At 39.3% G+C, this 21,860-nt stretch carries 19 protein-coding genes; 13 read left to right on the plus strand and 6 right to left on the minus strand.

Features of this window, described 5'->3' with window-relative positions; genetic code table 11:
* The first annotated feature begins 27 nt into the window (after positions 1-27).
* From uxuA to C9414_RS17130, 3 genes are all read left to right on the plus strand, one after another.
* On the plus strand, positions 28-1,125 hold the full coding sequence (uxuA, locus tag C9414_RS17120) for a mannonate dehydratase (RefSeq protein ID WP_107164145.1): 1,098 nt from the start codon (positions 28-30) through the stop codon (positions 1,123-1,125).
* On the plus strand, positions 1,119-1,973 hold the full coding sequence (locus tag C9414_RS17125; protein ID WP_107164146.1) for an SDR family oxidoreductase: 855 nt from the start codon (positions 1,119-1,121) through the stop codon (positions 1,971-1,973). The genes uxuA and C9414_RS17125 overlap by 7 nt, the downstream gene beginning before the upstream one ends.
* Before the next feature lie 83 nt (positions 1,974-2,056).
* Positions 2,057-3,610 carry an MFS transporter gene (locus tag C9414_RS17130; protein ID WP_107164147.1) on the plus strand — a complete coding sequence of 518 codons (1,554 nt, stop codon included), beginning with the start codon at positions 2,057-2,059 and terminating at the stop codon, positions 3,608-3,610.
* Between the two features lie 103 nt (positions 3,611-3,713).
* Here C9414_RS17130 and C9414_RS17135 read toward each other — a convergent pair whose 3' ends face one another.
* Both C9414_RS17135 and C9414_RS17140 read right to left on the minus strand, forming a co-directional pair.
* Positions 3,714-5,147, minus strand: coding sequence for an amino acid permease (locus C9414_RS17135; protein ID WP_080967161.1), 1,434 nt, complete (start codon positions 5,145-5,147; stop codon positions 3,714-3,716).
* A 251-nt stretch (positions 5,148-5,398) separates the two neighbouring features.
* Positions 5,399-6,010, minus strand: coding sequence for a dienelactone hydrolase family protein (locus C9414_RS17140; RefSeq protein ID WP_047202711.1), 612 nt, complete (start codon positions 6,008-6,010; stop codon positions 5,399-5,401).
* A gap of 280 nt (positions 6,011-6,290) precedes the next feature.
* On the opposite strand from C9414_RS17140, the gene tcyA reads away from it, so the two are divergent.
* Genes tcyA through C9414_RS17155 form a run of 3 tightly spaced genes read left to right on the plus strand, consistent with a single transcriptional unit; the run spans position 6,291 to position 8,541 of the window.
* A complete protein-coding gene (gene tcyA / locus C9414_RS17145; protein ID WP_024424285.1) occupies positions 6,291-7,106 on the plus strand; it encodes a cystine ABC transporter substrate-binding lipoprotein TcyA in 816 nt (271 codons plus the stop codon).
* On the plus strand, positions 7,093-7,785 hold the full coding sequence (locus C9414_RS17150) for an amino acid ABC transporter permease (RefSeq protein ID WP_024424286.1): 693 nt from the start codon (positions 7,093-7,095) through the stop codon (positions 7,783-7,785). The genes tcyA and C9414_RS17150 overlap by 14 nt, the downstream gene beginning before the upstream one ends.
* 12 nt (positions 7,786-7,797) lie before the next feature.
* Entirely contained in the window at positions 7,798-8,541 is a 744-nt protein-coding gene (locus C9414_RS17155) for an amino acid ABC transporter ATP-binding protein (protein ID WP_041089051.1), read from the plus strand.
* Between the two features lie 40 nt (positions 8,542-8,581).
* On the opposite strand, the gene C9414_RS17160 is transcribed toward C9414_RS17155, so the two are convergent.
* The 3 genes from C9414_RS17160 to C9414_RS17170 form a co-directional block, all read right to left on the minus strand.
* Positions 8,582-8,866 carry an AbrB/MazE/SpoVT family DNA-binding domain-containing protein gene (locus C9414_RS17160; protein ID WP_039176465.1) on the minus strand — a complete coding sequence of 95 codons (285 nt, stop codon included), beginning with the start codon at positions 8,864-8,866 and terminating at the stop codon, positions 8,582-8,584.
* Positions 8,867-8,964: 98 nt separating this feature from the next.
* Positions 8,965-9,525 carry a class D sortase gene (locus C9414_RS17165; RefSeq protein WP_107164148.1) on the minus strand — a complete coding sequence of 187 codons (561 nt, stop codon included), beginning with the start codon at positions 9,523-9,525 and terminating at the stop codon, positions 8,965-8,967.
* A gap of 6 nt (positions 9,526-9,531) precedes the next feature.
* Positions 9,532-13,569, minus strand: coding sequence for an isopeptide-forming domain-containing fimbrial protein (locus C9414_RS17170; RefSeq protein WP_107164149.1), 4,038 nt, complete (start codon positions 13,567-13,569; stop codon positions 9,532-9,534).
* 534 nt (positions 13,570-14,103) lie between these two features.
* Here C9414_RS17170 and C9414_RS17175 point away from each other — a divergent pair.
* The 3 genes from C9414_RS17175 (at position 14,104) to C9414_RS17185 (ending at position 16,210) form a co-directional block, all read left to right on the plus strand.
* A complete protein-coding gene (locus C9414_RS17175) occupies positions 14,104-14,748 on the plus strand; it encodes a YczE/YyaS/YitT family protein (protein WP_107164161.1) in 645 nt (214 codons plus the stop codon).
* 84 nt (positions 14,749-14,832) lie between these two features.
* A complete protein-coding gene (locus C9414_RS17180; RefSeq protein ID WP_107164150.1) occupies positions 14,833-15,423 on the plus strand; it encodes a hypothetical protein in 591 nt (196 codons plus the stop codon).
* A gap of 94 nt (positions 15,424-15,517) precedes the next feature.
* The gene (locus tag C9414_RS17185; protein ID WP_047202715.1) at positions 15,518-16,210 is read left to right on the plus strand and encodes a 4'-phosphopantetheinyl transferase family protein; all 693 of its coding nucleotides are present in this window, start codon (positions 15,518-15,520) and stop codon (positions 16,208-16,210) included.
* Here the strand turns inward: C9414_RS17185 and C9414_RS17190 are convergent.
* Complete coding sequence (locus C9414_RS17190; RefSeq protein ID WP_107164151.1) at positions 16,207-17,547, minus strand: aminotransferase-like domain-containing protein; 1,341 nt, start codon at positions 17,545-17,547, stop codon at positions 16,207-16,209. The genes C9414_RS17185 and C9414_RS17190 overlap by 4 nt on opposite strands.
* 130 nt (positions 17,548-17,677) lie before the next feature.
* On the opposite strand from C9414_RS17190, the gene C9414_RS17195 reads away from it, so the two are divergent.
* The 4 genes from C9414_RS17195 (at position 17,678) to C9414_RS17210 (ending at position 21,451) form a co-directional block, all read left to right on the plus strand.
* On the plus strand, positions 17,678-18,598 hold the full coding sequence (locus tag C9414_RS17195) for a DMT family transporter (protein ID WP_107164152.1): 921 nt from the start codon (positions 17,678-17,680) through the stop codon (positions 18,596-18,598).
* Between the two features lie 559 nt (positions 18,599-19,157).
* Positions 19,158-19,973 carry a septation ring formation regulator EzrA gene (locus C9414_RS17200; RefSeq protein ID WP_107164153.1) on the plus strand — a complete coding sequence of 272 codons (816 nt, stop codon included), beginning with the start codon at positions 19,158-19,160 and terminating at the stop codon, positions 19,971-19,973.
* 65 nt (positions 19,974-20,038) lie between these two features.
* Positions 20,039-21,154, plus strand: coding sequence for a hypothetical protein (locus C9414_RS17205; protein WP_107164154.1), 1,116 nt, complete (start codon positions 20,039-20,041; stop codon positions 21,152-21,154).
* A 48-nt stretch (positions 21,155-21,202) separates the two neighbouring features.
* Entirely contained in the window at positions 21,203-21,451 is a 249-nt protein-coding gene (locus C9414_RS17210) for a DUF2651 family protein (RefSeq protein WP_181286166.1), read from the plus strand.
* Positions 21,452-21,860: the final 409 nt, after the last annotated feature.

Raw genomic sequence — 21,860 nt, forward strand, 5'->3', positions numbered from 1 at the left:
TTACTTATATTTTAGGGGTGATGGTATATGAGGATGACATTTAGATGGTTTGGCGAAGGAAACGACACGATAACACTGGAACAAATAAAGCAGATTCCAGGAGTGGAAGGAATTGTTTGGGCACTGCATGATGTGCCCGTAGGAGAAGAGTGGCCACTAGAAAGAATTGTAGAAATGAAAAAATTAGCTGATAAACATAACCTTCATATTGAAGTGGTTGAAAGCGTGAATGTTCATGAAGACATTAAGCTCGGACTTCCAACTAGAGATCGATACATAGAAAATTATAAGAAAACAATTCAGAAGCTAGCAAAGGTCGGTGTTAAAGTCATATGTTATAACTTTATGCCTGTATTTGATTGGATCCGTACAGACTTAAATAAAACACTTCTTGATGGCTCTACAGCTCTATTTTATGAACATAGTCGAATTAAAGATATTGATCCGAAAGACTTAGTAAATAAAATTAGTGAGAACTCCAGTTTAACCATGCCAGGTTGGGAACCAGAGCGGTTAAATCACCTCCACCAACTTTTTGAAGCCTACAAAAATATAACAGAAGATGATTTATGGGCCAACTTGAAATATTTTTTAGATCAGGTTATTCCAATTGCAGAACTTCATGATATTAAGATGGCAATTCATCCTGACGATCCACCTTGGCCTGTCTTTGGTCTACCGCGAATAGTAACTAACCAAAATAACATCAGAAAAATTTTACAACTAAATAATAGCCCACATCATTGTATAACGCTCTGTACAGGATCTTTAGGAGCAAACTTAGAAAATGATTTAGTTTCTATGATTCACGAATTTATTGATAGAATCCCATTTACTCATATAAGAAATGTACGTGTATATGATAACGGGGACTTTGTTGAAACATCGCATCGATCAAAAGATGGATCAGTAGATGTTTCAGCCATTATACATGCTTATTATGAAAGCGGATTCAAAGGTTATTGTAGACCCGATCATGGAAGACACATTTGGGATGAACAATGTAGGCCTGGATATGGTCTTTATGATAGAGCACTTGGAATTATGTATTTGTGGGGAGCTTGGGATGCTTTAAAAAATAAACATTCTGTACGAAAAGAAGCAAAGGAGGAAGCTACATGGTAAACATACAAGAAAATAAAAATTTAGCTGGTAAAGTAGCTGTTATAACAGGAGGAAGTGGCGTACTTTGCAGCGCCATGGCAAAGGAACTTGCTAGACATGGCGTGTCTGTGGCTATTTTAAATAGAACCGTCGAAAAAGGTGAAAAGGTAGCCGAAGAAATTAACCTTATGGGCGGGAAAGCGATTGCGATAAAATGTGATGTTCTGAATAAAGAGAGTATTGAACAAGCCGAGAAGATTGTAACAGAGGAATTAGGCAATTGTACAATATTGATAAATGGAGCTGGTGGTAACCACTCCAGTGCAAATACAACCAACGAAATATTTCAAACAGAAGACCTTACTAATCCTAAGGTAAATACTTTTTTTCATTTAAGTACAGATAGTGTACAAAATGTATTTGATTTAAATTTTATGGGGACTTTTATTCCTACACAAATTTTCACTAAAAATATGGTTCATCGAAAGGGAGCAGTTGTCATCAACATGTCATCTATGAGTGCCCCTTCTCCAATGACCAAAGTGCCTGCTTATAGCGCGGCAAAAGCAGCAATTGAAAATTTCACAAAATGGTTAGCTGTCCATATGGCTGAGGCAGGAATTAGAGTAAATGCTATTGCACCGGGCTTCTTTTTAACTTCACAAAATAAAAACCTTCTCCTAAATGAAGAAGGAGATTATACAGAAAGGTCTCATAAGATTATTTCGAACACACCAATGAGAAGGTTTGGTACGCCAGAAGATCTTCTTGGTACCTTATTATGGCTTGTTGATGATCATATGTCAGCATTTGTGACCGGAGTGACAATTCCTGTTGATGGGGGTTTTATGGCGTATTCAGGTGTTTAATATTTTTATTTTTTCCTTGTCATACATCTTTATTTTATATGTTTTTTTAAATTTATAAGTAGGCTTGGAAAGGAGAAATAAGAATGCAGACTGAGAACAGGAAACTAACACTCAAAAATTATATTGGTTATGGAACAATGGATTTATTTGGAGGGGGAGCATTCGCTATCATAGGCGCATGGATGTTATATTTTTTCATTACATACTGTGGTCTTACCCCTGTTGAAGCGGGATCCATTATTGCAATTGCTCGTATTATTGATGCGATAGCAAGCCCAATTATGGGCCATATCACTGACAATTTTGGTCGTACAAAACTTGGGAAAAAATTTGGAAGACGCAGGTTCTTTTTACTAGTTGGAAGCCCTTTGATGGTTATTTATTCTCTTCTTTGGATTTCTGATATGAATTACTGGTACTATTTAACGGTTTATATTTTGTTAGAATTCCTTGCAGCAATGGTATTAATTCCATTTGAAACACTTGGAGCTGAAATGACGAATGATTTTAATGCACGGACCAAGCTCTCAACAATAAGATTAATCTATTCAGGACTAGGAACATTTTTAGCTACCTTTATTCCAGGCAGATTATTCGAAATATTCGGAAAAGATTCACCTCAAGTTTTTCTTTACAATGGGATTATCTTCACCTTTATTTTTATGGCTGCATTATTAATTACACATAGAACAACATGGGAACGTAAAATAGAAGAAGACATGATAGAACCTGATGGTGTAGAAAAAGTACCTGCTATAGAATCCATAAAAAAAGTCATCATTGACTTAACATCTACTTTTAGAATTAGAAGTTTCCGCCAGCACCTCACGATGTATATTTGTTCGTTTACTGCCATGGATATTTTAAACGCTGTATTTGTCTACTTTGTTGTGTTTTCTTTAAATAAAGATGCAGTGCTCGCAGCCGATTTATTATCTATTGGTTCATTACTTCAAATGGTATGTACAATATTGTTTGGTTGGCTCGTGATTAAAATAGGTCCTGCGCCATCTTTGAAAATATCTTATACTGCTATTATTACATGTATCAGTGGTTATATATTTTTATACTTCACACAACCAACTTATATGATTATAGCGCTGTATGCTTTCTCTGTTATCTTAGGCATCGGAAAGAGTGGATTATATTATATACCATGGAATATTTACACTTTCATTCCTGATGTAGATGAAATGGTCACTCGTAAAAGACGAGAAGGAATATTTGCAGGTATTATGACGTTTACACGCAAGAGTACTACAGCTTTAGCCACATTCTTGGTAGGAGTTATTTTACAGGAAAGTGGATTCGTTGCAAACGCGACGACACAGTCTACTACAGCAATAAATGGGATTGTAGGTATTCTGTTTTTCGGAACTGTAGGGCTAGTCGGTATTAGTTTAGTTATTTCATTTAAATTTAAATTATCTAAGAAAACTCATTCCATTATGATTAATGAAATTAATAGGTTAAAGAATAATGGTTCAATGGAACAGGCTGATGATGAAACAAGAAGTGTTTTGAAAGCGCTAACAGGATGGGATTACGAGAAGCTTTGGGGTAATAATAACGTAGGATATCAGAATAAGCGCCAAAATTTTGAACAACAAGATTTTAAACAGCAGGATATGAACTAACTTTTGTTGTTAGTTGAGAACTTCCAGAATCACTTCAAAAAAAACACCTTCAGATTGATATCAGAGGTGTTTTTAAATTTCTTAAATTTAGTGTTTTTTGATTTTAAAACCGAATCTCGTCATCTCCATGGATTTGCAGTTTCAGCGGCTCACTTTGTGCCTGATGCTTTTTCACATAGCGATGGTAGACAACATATCCAATGATCATGAGCGGTACGCCGACATATAGCCCGATGCGCTGCTCTTGATCAAAGGCAAGGCTGACCAACACGATGGTATTCAGTGTAATCGCAATGATTGGCAGCACCGGATAAAGAGGCGTTTTAAATTTTAAGTTTTCCAGCTTTCCGCCTGCCTTCAAATATTTTCTACGGAAAAGAAGCTGTGATAATGTAATCGTGATCCAGCCTGTCTGGGCACTCATTCCGGCAATGGACACGATCCAGGCAAATACCGTTTTCTCTGCAAAAAAACCGGATAACAGCGAAATCCCTGTAAACAGGAAAGTGAGCAGTAAGGCATTCATCGGAATACCGCGCTGATTGACGCGTCTAAATGCTTTTCCTGCCATTCCTTCCTTCGATAAGGAATACAGCATTCTCGTCGATGCATACAAGCCAGAGTTCGCAACAGATAATAAAGCAATAATGATGACAAAGTTCATGATGTCTGCCGCAAAAGGAATGCCCGTTCTCTCAAACACAGTAACAAATGGACTTTGCAGCACACTGGCTTCCTTCCAAGGCACCATACCGGCTAAGACGAAAATAGATAAGACGAAAAAGACAAGTGTACGCCATACGGTTTGATGAATCGAACGGGGTACGGTTTTCTCAGGGTTTTCACTTTCTCCTGCCGCAATCCCGATCAGCTCTGTTCCCTGAAACGAAAAATTCACCGTGATCATCGTAACCACAACAGCAAGCAGACCATTTGGAAACAGCCCATCATTCACAAAATGGCTGAAGTAAGGGGCGGGTTCACCGCTCGTTGTATCAATAAACCCAAACATCGCCGCTCCGCCTACGCCAATAAAGAGTAAAATTGCAATAATCTTAATGGTAGAAAAGAAAAACTCCGACTCCCCGAACGCTTTCGCTGACCGGGCATTTAATAAGAAAAGACAGAGTCCGAATATGAGACACCAAATCCACACATCTACTTGCGGTAGCCAGCGCCTCATCAGCTGTCCTGCTGATAAGAACTCAAGGGCGACCGTTGCCGCCCAGCCGAGCCAATAAATCCAGCCGACAGCAAAACCCGCTGCCGGGCTGACAAATTTCGTCGCATACGTATGAAACGACCCCGACACAGGAAGTGCAACCGACAGCTCCCCAAGACACAGCATGGTTAAATACATGATCAATCCGCCCACAATATATGAAAGAACAGCTCCGACTGGCCCTGCTTGTCCAATCGTATAGCCCGTTCCTAAGAAAAAGCCTGTCCCAATGACACCGCCAAGTGAAATCATAAATAAATGGCGGGAGGTCATCGCCCTTTTCAATTGATCAGGCTGATTTTGTCCAACATCCACAATGATGCCCTCCTTCTTCTAAGATGCTCTGTTATCAAAACATGTCTCCATGTGATTCATTCCATTTTCAAAACAACCTACTAATTATACATCTTTTATAATAAATATGCTTCCTTCTATGGTCACTGTCTCAAAGTCTTTATTTTAGTAATGTTCGCACAAATATGAGGTAGATTTGATCATTTAATCGAACCCAAAATATTTGCACAAAAAACCAGCATGGCACCTCATCTTCACACACTGGTTTCACCTCATTCTTTTAACAAACACCCTTTGATAAAATCATCTATTTCCTGAAAACAGTGATTTTTCGATTCAGCGTGAAAAGCCGTGGAATATGGATTCGCGAATCCATGCTCTCCCTCTACTATTGTCACGCGAAGTTTTTCCTTTTTCCCCAAAACACTCGCAAGCTCCTGGGGGTTAAAGGATGCTTCGACTTCCGGGAAAAATAACAGCGTTTTGCAGGCAGGCACAAGATCAATGTCATCTCTGATCCTTGAACCATAAAACCCAATGACTCCGGTAAACAACTGCTCATATTGACTGCATCGCCAAGCAATGGTTGCCCCCACACTAAAACCTAACAGAAATATGTCTATCGCGGCATTCTTCGTTTTTAACTCTTTTGCCACATTCAGTACGCTCATTATCGGCTCATCAAAACCAACTTTATTCATAAAATAGCCGTATGCCTCTTTCTCTTCGACATAGGAGAATTGTTTCGCCTGTCCTAATAAATGAGGACAATAAACCTCAAAACCCGCTTTGTCGAAATAATGGATCATACTCTTCATATGATCATTTATTCCGTATATTTCGTGTATTAAGATCATGACAGGTTTTTGTTTCGATGTATGCAAATGATCACACTTCCCTTTCGTTCACTGTAGGACCACTTCATTTTCTTAGAGAGCTCATTACAACAAATTTTACCATTAAATAGGTTATCTAACATTCTTGATCATGCGTTTGGTTTTATTCATTTTTTGATTTGGGTATAGTTCTACGTTTGTCCGTTCGACCATTTGCAGGCATAAAGTTGGTGAGATTCGCTCAAGCTAGTTTCAAATGCTTTACTTTTAGGTTGCTTCTCTGTAAGATCATATGTTGTAAATACCAACAAGAAAAGTGGGGAATAAAATGAAAAAAATGTTCTTTGCCATTATTTTAGGCGTTTGTGTTGCATTGATCACGGCATGTGGATCTGGTGCAAGCGACAACGCGAATAAACAATCTGGGTCTAAGGAATCAGGAGACCTTTGGAAATCCATTCAGGATAAAGGTGTATTAACCATTGGAACTGAGGGTACTTATGCTCCTTTCACTTTCCATGACAAAAAGACAGATAAATTAACTGGCTACGATGTAGAAGTCATCACTGAAGTAGCAAAACGCCTTGACTTAAAACCTGAATTCAAAGAAACACAATGGGACAGTATGTTTGCTGGACTGAATGCAAAACGTTTTGACGTGGTAGCGAACCAAGTTGGGAAAACTGGCCGTGAAAATCAATACGATTTCTCTGATAAATACACGACATCTCAAGCTATTGTTGTGACAAAATCAGATAACAACGACATCAAGAAACTATCTGATGTTAAAGGCAAAAAAGCAGCACAATCGTTAACAAGTAACTACAACAAACTAGCAACAGATGCTGGTGCTAAGATCGAAGGCGTCGAAGGTCTTGCACAATCCATTCAATTGATTCAGCAAGGACGTGCTGATTTGACGTTCAATGACAAATTGGCTGTATTGAATTACTTGAAAACAAGCGGTAACAAAAACCTAAAAGTTGCATTTGAAACAGGAGATCCTCAAGAAACTTATTTCGCATTCAGAAAAGGCAGCGGCGAAGTCGTTGACAAAGTGAATGGCGCATTAAAAGAAATGAAAAAAGACGGTACACTCGCTAAGATTTCTAAGAAATGGTTTGGTGAAGATGTTACAAAATAACATCCTAGGAGTCGTCATTCCTTGGGATCTTCTTCAGCAATCTTTTTGGCCAATGGTGATGCAGGGGATTTATTATACAATTCCCCTCGCCATCATTGCCTTTATTATTGGTATTTTTATCGCGCTTGTGACAGCTCTTGCGAGAATGTCTAAAATTAAAGCCCTCAGATGGATTTTCTCCATCTACGTGTCGGCCGTTCGCGGAACACCGCTTTTTGTGCAATTGTTTATTATTTTCTATTTCTTTCCAACATTTAATATCACATTGGATCCATATCCAAGTGCCATTATTGCTTTTTCTTTAAACGTAGGTGCGTATGCGTCGGAAATTATCCGTGCATCCGTCCTGTCTGTTCCAAAAGGACAATGGGAAGCTGGTTATTCAATCGGAATGACGCATCGCAAAACGCTCGTCCGCGTGATTTTACCGCAGGCTGTGCGTGTATCGATTCCACCGCTGTCTAATTCATTCATTAGTTTGGTGAAGGATACATCCCTTGCCTCCCAAATTCTCGTGGCAGAGATGTTCCGTAAATCACAGGAGATTGCTGCGGCAAACTTGGATCAGATCTTGTTTATTTATATGGAAGCAGCCCTCATCTATTGGGTATTCTGCTTCATTCTATCGCTCGTTCAGCATCAAATTGAAAAACGACTTGATCGATATGTCGCAAGGTAAGGAGGGAACGACATGCTAACAGTCAAAGGTCTCAAGAAATCCTTTGGTGAAAATGAGATTTTAAAGTCGATTGATTTTTCGATCAATAAAGGGCAGGTTGTGGCCATTCTCGGTCCATCTGGTTCTGGGAAAACAACGATGCTTCGCTGTTTAAATGCACTTGAAATACCAAATGGCGGCTCCTTTACCTTCGATGATTTCTCGATTGATTTTTCGAAAAAAAATAAATCAGCTGATCTGCTGAAGCTACGCCGGAAATCAGGAATGGTATTTCAGGATTATCACCTGTTTCCTCACCGTACAGTGCTTGAAAATGTCATGGAAGGTCCTGTCCAGGTGCAGCGCCGTCCAAAGGAAATGGTTCGAAAAGAAGCCATTCAGCTCTTGCAAAAGGTCGGTCTTGAGGATAAAAAAGACCTTTATCCATTTCAGCTCTCAGGCGGTCAAAAGCAGCGTGTCGGGATTGCCCGTGCACTTGCCATTCAGCCAGAGCTTATGCTTTTTGATGAACCAACCTCTGCGCTTGATCCTGAGCTTGTCGGGGAAGTTTTAAAGGTCATGAAGGATCTAGCGAAGGAAGGTTGGACCATGGCGGTTGTCACACATGAAATCAAGTTTGCCCAAGAAGTAGCAGACGAAGTGATTTTTATTGATGGCGGCGTCATCGTCGAACAAGGTCCTCCGGAAGAAATCTTCAAACGACCAAAGGAAGAACGTACAAAACAATTCTTAAACCGGATTTTGAATCCAGTATGATAAAAAAAGGCTGTTCTCACGTGGTGAGGACAGCCTTTTTTTATATCTCTTTTTGCAGGCGAAGCGCCAGTAAATCTTGCAGGAGCAGCCTTGCTCCCTCTGGACTGATGACCACACCACCAGATAGCACCTTATTGGAACACGTCACTTGCCCTGTTACGATACAAGGTTTGTCCTGCCAATACGGCTTCATCACTATTTGATCTTCTTCTCGATAAATCTCCATAAAATCTTGCGGATGAATGTTCAACCGTTTTCTCATCTCTGTCGGAAGAACAATTCTCCCAAATTTATCTATATATTTAACATAATCGTTATTTAACAAATTGCCCCCTCCTGCATCACTAGATATGATATAGACAATTCCCTCTATATGAAGGGATTAAGCGATCAAATCGGTTAATCTGCAGGCTGTTCCAGTGACTAAATACGCTTCCCATATATGATATATCTGTTTGGTGCAGGACCAATATAGGAAAAAGGGTAACATGTGGTGAGGATAAGTTCTTCCTTTTCCTGTTGTAACGTAATAATTGTTTGATCATCTTTCTTCACTATCTTTGTTTTCTCGATTTCATAGACAAAACGTCCATATGAAAGCTCGATAATCAATTGATCTCCCTTCACAAGTTCTCCTGTTCGTCTAAACACCGTATCACGATGCCCTGATAGAACGATTTGTCCCTGCTCGTTTGGAAAATAACTCTCGTGAAAGTGACCAACGCCTTTTGCTAAATCATCTGCATCTGTTCCTTCTACAATCGGTAACTCAGCTTTTAGCTTTGGGATGTGCAAAAGCCCAATCGCTTCACCAGTCTGCGGCGCAAAAGGGGAATCTGTTTTCCCCTTTTGCTGAATGGCTGCTTGTGCAGACTGAAATGACTGATCTACTTCTTTTTGTCCATCAACGATATTCAAATATCCTACAATCGCAAGACAAAGCCCTGCTATGATCAATATCGCTGAGATGAATTTTTGAAACATGACCGGTTATCCGTTTCTTTTTCTTCTGTTCCAGACGATAAGAGCTGCACCTATTAATACGAGTGCAAAACCTGCTAGTAAAAGGTTGTACATCGCAGTTGCAGTATTCGGAAGATGATGACCAGGTGTCTCCGTTTCTGAACTAGAAGGCGTATCTGGATTTGCTGGCACCTCTGGCTTATGCGGTGGTTCTACAGTTGTTGAGTTTTCAGGTTTGTCTGGATCGTCTACATTCTCACCACTTACGACTGCAATATTTTGAATGGTTTTCCCTTCAGATCCTTTGGCAACCTTCGCCTTAAATGTGACTGTATGCCAGTCTGTATCTTTGATATCGCCAAATTGACCGGTTACTGTGCCTTTTGTGTAGTCTCCGTTATCGTCATCTTTTGCATCTGTTGCGGCTTGTCCATCTACTTTTAGTGAACCTTCGACATATTCAAGACCTTCTGGCAGTTTATCTGCGATGACTAGATCTTTGATGACACTATCTTCTACACTATTTTTTGTTTTGATGGTGTAAAGGAGGGTGTCGCCTGCCTGTACTTGTTTTTCATCTGTATTGCCTTCTGCTTTTTGAGAGATTTCAGATGTTTTTTCTGATTCAAGCTTTGGATCTCTTGGATCAATTTTTGTTTCGGTTGTTGGCTCTTCTGGCGGCGTGTTTTCGCCTGTTACTTTCGCTGTGTTTTGAATGCTTTTACCTGATTGGCCTTTTGCGACTTTCGCTTCAAAAGTCACTGTATGCCAGTCCGTATCTTTGATATCGCCAAATTGACCGGTTACTGTGCCTTTTGTGTAATCTCCATTGTCGTCATCTTTTGCATCTGTCGCGGCTTGTCCATCTACTTTTAATGACCCTTCGACATATTCAAGACCTTCTGGCAGTTTATCTGCGATGACTAGATCTTTGATGACACTGTCTTCTACACTATTTTTTGTTTTGATGGTGTAAAGGAGCGTGTCGCCTGCCTGTACTTGTTTTTCATCTGTATTGCCTTCTGCTTTTTGAGAGATTTCAGATGTTTTTTCTGATTCAAGCTTTGGATCTCTTGGATCAATTTTTGTTTCGGTTGTTGGCTCTTCTGGCGGCGTGTTTTCGCCTGTTACTTTCGCTGTGTTTTGAATGCTTTTACCTGATTGGCCTTTTGCGACTTTCGCTTCAAAGGTCACTGTATGCCAGTCCGTATCTTTGATATCGCCAAATTGACCGGTTACTATGCCTTTTGTGTAGTCTCCGTTGTCTTCATCTTTTGCATCTGTCGCGGCTTGTCCATCCACTTTTAGTGAACCTTCGACATATTCAAGACCTTCTGGTAGTTCATCAGAAATCACGAGATTGTTGACGATGCTGTCTTCTTCAAGATTCTTTGTTTTGATCGTATAAAGAAGGGTATCGCCGACCTGTGGTGTCTTTTTATCTGTGTTGCCCTCAGCCTTTTTTTGAATGTCCGCTGATTTTTCTGATGTTAGTTTTGGGTCACGAGGGTAAATTTTTGTTTCGGTTGTTGGCTCTTCTGGCGGTGTGTTTTCGCCTGTGACGCTAGCTGTGTTTTGAATGTCTTGACCAGCCTGTCCCTTTTCAACTGTTACTTCAAACGTCACGTTGTGCCAGTCCGTATCCTTCACATCACCAAAAGATCCTGTAACCTTTCCATCTGTGTAGTCTCCGCTATCATCGTCTTTTACGTCCGTGACGGATTCTCCATCAATTTGCAGGGATCCAGTGACATACTTCAGTCCTTTTGGTAATTGGTCTGAAATGACTAAATCTTTAATCAAACTGTCTTCTATCGTATTCTTTGTTTTAATCGTATAAAGAAGGGTATCGCCTACTTCTGGATGTTTCTCATCTTTGTTACCTTCTGCTTTTTTCTGCAAGACCGCTGATTTTTCTGATTCAAGCTTTGGATCTCGCGGATAGATTTCTGTTTTTGTTGTTGGCTTATCTGGTGGTGTGTTGCCCCCTGTGACATTGGCTGTATTTTGAATGTCTTTGCCTGATTGTCCTTTTTCAACCGTCACTTCAAACGTCACCGTATGCCAATCTGTATCCTTAATGTCGCCAAATTGTCCTGAAATGGCTCCGTTTGTAAAGTCTCCGTTATCGTCATCCTTTGCGTCTGTGACTGTATCTCCATCCACCTGTAGTGAATTCGGTACATATGCCAAGCCTTCCGGCAGTTCATCTGAGATCACTAAGTTTTCAACGAGACTGTCTTCTTTCGTATTCTTTGTTTTAATTGTATAAAGAAGAGTGTCACCAACCTCTGGATGCTTCTCATCTGTGTTACCATCTGCTTTTTTCTGTAAGACAGCTGATTTTTCTGATGTTAGCTTCGGGTCACGAGGATAGATTTCTGTTTTTGTTGTCGGTTTCTCTGGTGGTGTGTTGCCCCCTGTGACACTCGCTGTATTTTGAATGTCTTTGCCTGCCTGACCTTTGTTAACCGTCACTTCGAACGTCACTGTATGCCATTTCGCATCTTTCACTTCACCGAACGTTCCAGTAACTGTTCCATCTGTTATATCGCCGTTGTCATCATCTTTTGTATCCGTGACTGGATTTCCATCTACCTGAAGTGAATTTGGTACATATGATAACCCTTGAGGTAATTTATCAGAAATGACAAGATCTTCAATGAAGCTATCTTCAACAGCATTACGGGCTTGGATGGTATAAAGCAATGTGTCGCCTACTTCTGGATGCTTCTCATCTGTGTTACCCTCTGCTTTTTTCTGCAAGACCGCCGATTTTTCTGATTCAAGTTTTGGATCTCGAGGATAGATTTCTATATCTGTTGTTGGATTGCCTGGTGGTGTGTTCTCCCCTTTTACATTGGCAGTATTTTTAATATCCTTGCCTGCCTGACCTTTTCCTACTGTCGCTTCAAATGTCACGGTGTGCCAATTGGTATCTTTCACGTCACCTATTTGTCCTGCAACAGTGCCGTTTGTATAATCACCTTTGTCTTGATCTTTTGCATCTGTGACACTGGCACCATCTACCTTAAGTGAGCCTGCAACATAGCTTAAACTGCTTGGAAGCTGATCTGAAATGATTAGATTTTTAAGAATGCCGTATTGTACTGTATTTTTGGCTCTAATTGTATAAAGAAGGGTATCGCCTACTTCTGGATGCTTCTCATCCGTGTTGCCCTCTGCTTTTTTCTGTAAGACAACTGATTTTTCCGATTCAAGCTCTGGCGGATATGGATCAAATTCTGGTTTTACACGTGAAGCTAGGTCGTAAGATAATGTATCACCTACAGTGCCCATATATGTTGTACTTAATGTTTTCGCATCAAGTGTAAAAAGAGTGGAATGACCAATGGATTCATTTAATCCTGACTGTAATAGCATTTGTCCATTTGGCAAAAAGCTAATTCCCCGAACGCCTCCGTCAATCGTTTTACCATCCGCATTTTTAATTGGAATGACACGAATGACCTCTGCTGTATCAGGGTTCATTTGTGCAATGGCCCCACTGCCATTGGATGCGAACCAAAGATAACCGTCCTTATCAACGACAAGGTCTCCGCCAACGCCAGACCCAATCTCATAGCCTACGATTTTTTTGGCCGTTTTTTTACCCGTAACTAAATCGTACGTTCCAAGGAAATACTCACCATTAGAAGAATAAGAATAGATATACTTATCTTGATACACAACGGCATTAGTAGCACCTTCAGGTAATTTGGTTACGATCTCTGCCTGCCCTGAGGTCGCATTTATTTTATATAGACTAGGGCTACCGATATTATCTGCAGTTGCATATACAACATTTTCTCGATCACTTACAGCAACACCATTCACTGCACCTACATCGATTCCTTTCACCTGTACACTAGCTTTTACGTTTGTTGGGTTATTTCCATCAAGCTGCTGAAGAACCAGCGGTCTACTCCCAAACATATAGGAATCCGTATTGTTCACAACAACCGTCCCCGCGGCTTTCGTAACAGCTGGTGAGACCGTTAATAAATTTCCAATAATCAGCACCAAAATAAGAAATAACTGACTTGTTCTTTTCAATATATTCATTCTTTGACCTCCCCTTTTTCTTGCTTATATCGTAATGGTATGTACCAGTTCACCTCCCACACTTTGGTAAATAATATCAGTAACATTTCAAAAGTAACAACATGACTAAATGACTAATTTCGACAAAAATAGACCTTTAGTAACAGATACCTCTCAGCGTTTGATTTGCATATGTTTTTTCCAATAAAATGATCTTTTTTTATCGTAAACCTCCGTATTTTCCAACAGGTCTAATGACACAGTTTACATACAATCTCTTCTATCTAAAGATAATTATTCTTTAATTGGTTTAGATTTTTTTTTGTCAAAATATATTGAATTTTTTTCTTTTTCTTTTAAAAGGAGGGAATTAATGGCTTGGTTTGGTAAAAAAAACAATTCGAAAGTCTTGCTGTTTGTTTTGATGTTTTGACCTTTACGAATCAAAAAAAAATTCTTTTTGGAGTAAGCGATTACAATTGAGCAAAGCCATTTAAAGGGGTGTGAGAGTATGTTACGATGGAAATCGAGTGTTTAAGAAAGAAGGGAATGCTTTTGAAGCGGGAACATCTTTTACGTTGGTTTTTTTATTTTGTTGGATTGATCGTACTAGCTTTTGGACTATCGCTGACAGTGAAAGGGAAGATCCTTGGGATTGGTCCTTGGGACGCTTTCCACTACGGACTGTTTCAGCATTTTGGACTCACAATTGGACAATGGTCCATTATCATTGGTGCACTTATTGTGACACTGACTTCTATTTTCACGAAATCATTTCCAAAGATCGGCGCTTTACTGAATATGGTGCTGATTGGTATGTTTATTGATTTCTTTAATGCGATATTACCTGCGCCACATGGGTATTTACCGGCTTTATATGTATTTATTACGGGTGTTGTAGTTTCTGGATACGGTGTTGGCATTTATGTCTCAGCCAATCTTGGCGCTGGGCCAAGGGATTCATTAATGCTGCTCATCTCAGCGAAAACGGGACTGAACGTACAGTGGGTTCGAAATGGCATTGAGTTAACAGTGCTTTTATTTGCATGGATGCTCGGCGGACCGATCGGCATTGGAACGATTTTGACTGCGATCTTCACAGGTCTTGTCCTTCGTTTCTCCTTGCCGCAATCAACACGACTCCTGCAGCTGCTCATTACAAAAACAGCAGAAAAACCTGTTCAAACCCTTACTAGATGAGAACAAGCCATTCTAAGATCAGAATGGCTTTTCTTGTGTTAAAATAAAAAAACAGAATATTCACACATAGGAGGTGGAGATCTCATGCAGCTTTTCCACTATCATTACTGGACACCATTTGTTGAAGAGACAGAACAAGCGTATCGTTCGCTGGGCTTTGAAGTAAAAGGGCGTTTCACAAAGGACGGTTCCTTTCATCCCCCACTCACATGGGATGATTTTAGAGATAAGCAGCCGACTTTTCGAATCATCGAAATGAGAAAAGGTCAGATCAATATCACATTCGGATATAGTAAAAAAGTCTTGTTTGATCACATCGGTTTTCTTGTCTCAAACGAAGAATATGATCAGCTGCTTGCACAAGCTAAAGAATTAAACTGGCCTGTTCAAGAAGGGGAACGGAGAACGTTTCTTTCGACACCTCTTCGTTTAAGGCTTGAATTACAACGGCGTACAGATGTCATTGAAACTGGAAACGATGCGCTACATGCTATGACAATTGCTGCTGCTGATTTGTCACAGACACCTAAAGTGGATCAGCTGCTATCACCCTTGAATCAGCCCATTCACTGGCAAAGAGGAGAACGCCTTTCCCTGCTTGATGTGGTCATGACGGATATTGATAAAATGGATACAATTGATCCGAATGGTGTACACATTATGAAACAGACGTAAAAGCAGCGAGGCTCGCTGTCTTTTTTACGTTAATGGACCCTTTTGCACGTCACTCTCCAATGGTACAATGAATGTAAAAAATTAGAGGTTCGTTATGAAGATATTTGCTATCCAATTACATCACTTAGATGAAATCAATGCACAACAACAAATAGAGCGTTTGAAGCTCTTTGTGTCATCTGAAAAGCGTGCAGCGGCTGATCGCTTTCGTTTTTTAATCGATGCCAGAAGAACCTTGTTAGGTGAGGTGCTGGTTCGTCAAACGATACATGATATGTACGATCTGCCTATGAATCAGATCGTTTTTGAAACTGAGGGAAATGGCAAGCCTGTTGTTCGGCAGCTTCCTTCTTTTCATTTTAATCTTTCTCATTCTGGCGATTGGGTCGTTTGCGCAGTAGATGATGCACCTGTTGGCATTGATATTGAGGAAATCAAACCTATTGATCTGGCGATTGCCAAGCGATTTTTTTCAGCGGATGAGTATCAGGATTTACTCTCACAGCCGGCAGAGCGGCAGGAAGCCTATTTCTTTCATCTATGGTCAATGAAGGAGGCTTTTATCAAACTGACTGGAAAAGGATTATCCTATGGTCTTTCGTCCTTTACAGCCCGTCTTTCAGAGGATGGACAGGCTACGTTGACATTACCTGATCATGAAACGCCTTGCTTTGTTCAAACATATTCACTTGACCCTGCCTACCAAATGGCGGTATGTACACGAAAGCCTGCTGCGGCTGATAGCGTTGAGAGACTCACTTGCAGTGATGTACTGTCCCGCCTTTAATAACGCGTGATTTGCTGAAATACCGTCTTTAATAGATCGACTCCGCGTGTGATCTGCTCTTCTTTCACCTGCCAGATGTTCAGCTGAAGAATGTGGTCCTTTTGATAGGCCTGCAGGTAATGGCGGTCAATTGGCTGAATGGAAACAGATGCCTTTTTCAGCTGCTGAATGAGCTGGTTCATGGGAATCGACCGGTCGACACGTACATGTGTATGGGTAGCAGGCTCCCATTCTCCCAGCTGATAAGCGCTTTGATCATCATTTTTTAAACTTGCCACGAGCTGCTTGGAGCGGTTTCGATAGCTCGCCCGCATTCTGTCTCTATGCCGCTCAAACATCCCGCTTTTTAAATATATTTCTAAAGCTGCTTGGGACAGCATGGAGCTGTCGATATCAATGAGCCGTTTGTGTTCGCTAAAAGGAGAAATCAGTTCTTCAGGTAAGATGACCGCTCCTGTTCGCAGCCCCGGAAAGATGATTTTCGAAAAGCTTTTCAAATAAATAACCTTTCCTGCCTGATCGTATGAATAGATCGGGTCTCTTTTTGTGTCGAATTCTAAATCTGCTATATAATCATCCTCAACAATGTAGACATCATATTTCTCAGCAAGAGCTGCTATCGCTCTTTTTTCTTGCTTTAATAAACTCGTTCCAAGCGGGTTTTGAAATCGTGGCATCGTATAGAAAAAACGAATCTCCTCTTCTCGAAAGATACGCTCTAATTCGATCAGATCGATCCCTTTTTCCGTCCGCTGAATTCCCCGCACAGGCAATTGATTTTTCTCTAAATATTGGAGATATAAGTGATAACCCGGCTGTTCGACTAGTATGGTTTGTTTTCCATTCGGAAAAGGGATGGTGCTTAAAATGGATAACGCGAGCTGAATACCAGAGGTCATGACAATCTGTTCTGGATGAGCAAACACTTGATAATCCATTAATCGTTTTGAAATGACTGGCAGCAGGGATGGTAAGCCGTTGGCTGTGCCGTAAATAAATAAGTCATTTTGATACAAATCGATTGCTTGGTTGATGCAGTGCTGAAAATCGACATATGGAAACACAACGGGATCAGGTGCAGAGGAAGCAAAATCAATCCATGTGCCATCCTGCTTACCAACTGATTGCTTCGTTTTCACGACATAATAGCCGCTTCTTTCTACAGAATACAGCAGATGTTCACGCTCCAATGTGTCTAGCGCTTTGATGACAGTGCTTTTGCTCACTGCATATTGAGCCGCTAAGTGGCGAATGGAGGGAATTTTCATTCCAGCGCTGTACTCACCTGTATCCATTTTTTCTTTTAAACTCATGACAAGCTGATCATATTTCCTCACGCCTTTTCCTCCTTGTACCGGTACAGATATCATGTTCTCTTATTGTACACGTTAGATGATCCGATTACGATAGAAGAACAGAACCGGTCAATTCATTTGAAGCATGCATGCTCATGTAAGGAGTCACGTTATGAATATTTCAAAACAAAAAGCGTATGCTGCTGCGATCGCATACGCCTCTATCATTGGTTTTTCCTTTTTGTTTGTCAAAATAGCATTAGAATCAGCAAACCCAATCGATTTATTGGCACACCGCTTTACTGTTTCTTTTGCAGCCGCTCTATTGCTGTATCCATTTTTACGAAAGAAGAATCGCATATCCATTCAATGGCGTGATCTCATTTATATCGTACCGTTTTCCTTGCTTTATCCTGTTTTGTTCTTTGCTTTTCAAGTGTGGGGATTGATGTATACATCTTCTTCAGAGGCTGGCATCATTCAAGCGACGATTCCCATTTTGACGATGCTGCTGGCAGCCTGGTTTTTAAAGGAACGTGCGACATGGATACAAGTGCTGTTTACCTTTCTTTCTGTGTGCGGTGTGATGCTTCTCTTTGTCATGAAGGGAATTGATGTCCAGCATTCTCACTTCATCGGCTATGTGCTGATTTTACTTTCAGCCTTGTCATCCAGTGCATATAGTGTGTTTGCCAGAGTAATTACAAAACGATTCCATGTGATCGAACTCACCTTTGTGATGACCTTCTTTGGCTTTGTCTTTTTCAATGCCGCTGCGCTTATCCGGCATTCGATCAATGGCTCATTGCCGGAGTTTTTTAGCCCATTTACAGAAGCGTCCTTTGTATGGTCGATGCTCTTTTTAGGTATTCTTTCATCGCTTCTCACGGCGTATTTATCAAACTATGCACTCTCTCAGCTTGAAGCGGCAAAGGTCAGCATCTTTAACAATTTATCCGCGTTTATCACGGTCGCCGCCGGGGTTCTCATTTTACACGAAACGATTGATTGGTATCATTTCCTCGGAGGGGTGCTGGTCATTGGCGGGGTGATTGGCGGGAATGTGGTAAAGAAACAGCATTCAACACATTAGAAATAGCTAAAACAAGGCATAAACCAATTTATTTCATTGTGTTTTTTTTATAATAAGGAGAGTGAATCTTTGCTTATTATAAAAACTAAAACGTGTGTGTTATGAGTGCATATATCTTCAGTATATACAAAGATATTGATCCCAATGAGTTAAGTGGCTATCAATGTAATAGTCGTTATTTATATGTATTGTTTACAATGAACATATAATAGCACCATTATTGGTAGACTGCTAACAATTTTTTATAAACATATTAAGCATCTACATGTCATTTTCCTAGTAATTGACGTTTCAAGAGAGGTTAGAAAAAACAGGTTGTCATTACAAGCGAGTCATCAAAATGTTGGATCGAGTAGACGAAATAAAGAAGATGTACCTGGGTGAAAGAGAGACTATTACGAGTAGTCTCTTTTTAATTTAAAAATTAACTCAAATTTCAGATGTCAATTCACCATATATTAAAATATCCTTAAATTTCTATAAATGTTTAAATGATCCATATTAACTATTACTATGGTGAATGTGGACCACATTAAAAAAAGGAAATGGAAGTAATAATATGAAAAAACGTAATGCTATTGTCACATCCTTGTTGTCAGCATCCGTGTTATTCACTGGGTTTGGATTGGAGGGAAATGCGCAAGCGAAAGAGGTATACCCTTCTATGAACACTGAAAGAGCCAAGCAAGAAATAGAAGAAATGAAAGCAGAGGGAATGACCTCTGAACAGATTAATGAGCTTTACGAGATGAGCAAAAAGGAATATGACTCTGTATCTACGGAAGCAAAAGCAGAAGCTATATTCGAAGAGTCGCAGAAAGATATCGATCAATACATTAAAGATGGAGTGATCGACGAGTATCTACCTAAGTACAATGAAGAGAAAGATAAGATGAATGTTAATGCAAAGTCCAAGGCATTAGGAACTAAGGGAGATGTGTTGGTTAGTTATGACTTAAATTCAGGCAGTTCTGCAATTGGCTTGGGACATGCCGCAATTGTCTCTCAAGAAAAAAAACAGACAGTAGAATCTTGGCATAAGCTTTGGAGTCCAATTAAACAGCATGGAGTCAGAAAATACAATAATACATGGGCTAATAGAAAGAAGGTATATGGGCTATGGGTGAAGAAGTCTAATAATACCAAATATGTAAATGCGGCTAAGTATGCCGAGAAACAAGCTAAAGATAAGAAGCCATACAATTTGAACTTTTTTGACAAGAAAACTACGAAAAAATTCTATTGCTCTCAATTAGCTTGGAGAGCTTGGAAAAATCAAGGTCATGATATTGACCATAATAAAAAAGATTTAGTTGTGTCGCCGATGGAATTAGTTAACTCTAACAACACGAAGATCTTTTATCATAAAAAGTAAGTTAATAAGCAATCGGGGATTTCCCCGATTGCTTTGCTTGTTTAAAATTAAAAGGAGATGATTGAATGAAATACTTTAAGTTTTTTTTATCAGCTTGTGCTATAGCATTAATATGTACAGCATGTTCAAAGAAAGAAGAGGCTGTGGGTGACTCTTCTAAGGGAGAACTGAGCAATATGAAAGATAGTAAATTTGCTGTCATTCATTCAAAGATGATGGATAGGGGATGCGAGATAGTAAACTATAACGATACAGGGAGTAAGCTATCAAGCGTGTCATTAAAAGACTGCGTGGGATTTACTTCGTCTACTCAGAGTGATAATATTATGTACTTCTCATCTAATAGGTCTAATTATCATGTATCGATAGACAAGAATAATGGCAAGGTAACCCCTCTACATACAAAATCACTTTCAAAATCTACAGAAGACGAGGGAGCATTCTTCATTAATTACTCTAATGGCTATGTTCTACATGATATAAACGTTGGCTATGTAGAAGGTGGATTAGCAGGAGAGTTAGTTTATTGGGAAGAAGACAGTGAAAGTAAAGAGCAAGTCAAATTCAATGGTGAATTGAGGACAGCTATATTTGACGATAAAAAAATATATGCCATTTTGAACAATGATGAAAATATTATATTATCCTCTTTAGACCCAAAAAGCCATAAGGCTAAAAGAAAGAAGCTGGACGTTGACTCTGTTTTCTATCCTGAGAACAATGAATCTTTGAAGTCATTAAACAATAAAGAATTAATGGTTGCTGTAAATGATGATGTCGATAGCAAGAAAAATTCTATGCTAATTATAATTGACAAAAAAACTCTCGATACAAAAAGAGAAATAGTAATGCAGAAGGGATTCACTGTCTACAAGACTCATTTAGATAAAGATAAAATCACGTTAATATCCCATGAAGGTGAAGTTAAAATGTTTAACAAAGACTTCAAAGAGATATTATCAGAAAAAATTCCACTTAATTTTAAATCAGATGACGAACGTTTAGAAGAAGTCAAGATTTTAGACGGCAAGATTTATGCATTGGTAAGAATGTTTGATAGAGATAAGAATGGAGTTATTGGGAGAATTATTGAATATAATATTGAAAGCAAAGACTCTAAAGAGATATCTCTAAAATCTGATAGAGATTGGGAAATGACCAGCTTGGAAATTGTAAAATAACTGACAAGGAGCGTGGAGTAAATTAACTTATACTATCTTCTTGAACCCATGAGGCTTGTGTTATTCACATTGCCATTGTTGTATTTGATTTGGGGGATTATTGGCTATTTAACCTTTAAGAAGATTCATGTGGTTCTAATTATCACATTTATAACGTCAACCATTTTCATATTTGCCTACACTGGGTTTGATATATCAAATATGTATTGGGTAGGGGTTGTGACTGTTTTATGCATGTGCACCTCTGTAATTACAAAAATTATTCGAGACATGTATATGCGCTATAAAAAAGTATAATATAACAGTCAAAGCTTGTGTTCCTGAACATGAGCTTTATTTTTGTTGTATACCACTAAAATAACTCAAAATGATTGTAATAATTAAAGCAATAACTGATGAAATGAACAAAGAAAATACTGATTGCTCTTAACCCTAAACCTTCCGAAAAAGCTTATGATTAAAAAGCTGGAAATACTGTAAAGAGGAATTCTTTTTTTAAAATACTAAAGTAATACCTAATATAATAACAAATTGTCAGTAGCCAGGAGACATTTGTCTTGTCCCCCTGAAAGAAATGATAAAAGAAATCTAATGAATAAGTATGTATCTTTTCAATATCGTATCTACACTGATTTAATTTGTTTACAATGGCCCAAAAAGCTGTTAAACCTGATATTGCTAATAATCCAGATAAAGTAAAGGCTCT

Source organism: Bacillus sp. Nf3 (genome assembly GCF_003028545.1).
GTDB classification, from domain to species: domain Bacteria; phylum Bacillota; class Bacilli; order Bacillales; family Bacillaceae; genus Bacillus; species Bacillus safensis.

Coding starts and splice junctions, on each gene's coding strand:
- C9414_RS17205 (WP_107164154.1), top strand. CDS start 20,039: ATGAAATACTTTAAGTTTTTTTTATCAGCTTGTGCTATAGCATTAATA.
- C9414_RS17170 (WP_107164149.1), bottom strand. CDS start 13,569: ATGAATATATTGAAAAGAACAAGTCAGTTATTTCTTATTTTGGTGCTG.
- C9414_RS17210 (WP_181286166.1), top strand. CDS start 21,203: ATGAGGCTTGTGTTATTCACATTGCCATTGTTGTATTTGATTTGGGGG.
- tcyA (WP_024424285.1), top strand. CDS start 6,291: ATGAAAAAAATGTTCTTTGCCATTATTTTAGGCGTTTGTGTTGCATTG.
- C9414_RS17125 (WP_107164146.1), top strand. CDS start 1,119: ATGGTAAACATACAAGAAAATAAAAATTTAGCTGGTAAAGTAGCTGTT.
- C9414_RS17195 (WP_107164152.1), top strand. CDS start 17,678: ATGAATATTTCAAAACAAAAAGCGTATGCTGCTGCGATCGCATACGCC.
- uxuA (WP_107164145.1), top strand. CDS start 28: ATGAGGATGACATTTAGATGGTTTGGCGAAGGAAACGACACGATAACA.
- C9414_RS17130 (WP_107164147.1), top strand. CDS start 2,057: ATGCAGACTGAGAACAGGAAACTAACACTCAAAAATTATATTGGTTAT.
- C9414_RS17150 (WP_024424286.1), top strand. CDS start 7,093: ATGTTACAAAATAACATCCTAGGAGTCGTCATTCCTTGGGATCTTCTT.
- C9414_RS17165 (WP_107164148.1), bottom strand. CDS start 9,525: ATGTTTCAAAAATTCATCTCAGCGATATTGATCATAGCAGGGCTTTGT.
- C9414_RS17180 (WP_107164150.1), top strand. CDS start 14,833: ATGCAGCTTTTCCACTATCATTACTGGACACCATTTGTTGAAGAGACA.
- C9414_RS17155 (WP_041089051.1), top strand. CDS start 7,798: ATGCTAACAGTCAAAGGTCTCAAGAAATCCTTTGGTGAAAATGAGATT.
- C9414_RS17185 (WP_047202715.1), top strand. CDS start 15,518: ATGAAGATATTTGCTATCCAATTACATCACTTAGATGAAATCAATGCA.
- C9414_RS17200 (WP_107164153.1), top strand. CDS start 19,158: ATGAAAAAACGTAATGCTATTGTCACATCCTTGTTGTCAGCATCCGTG.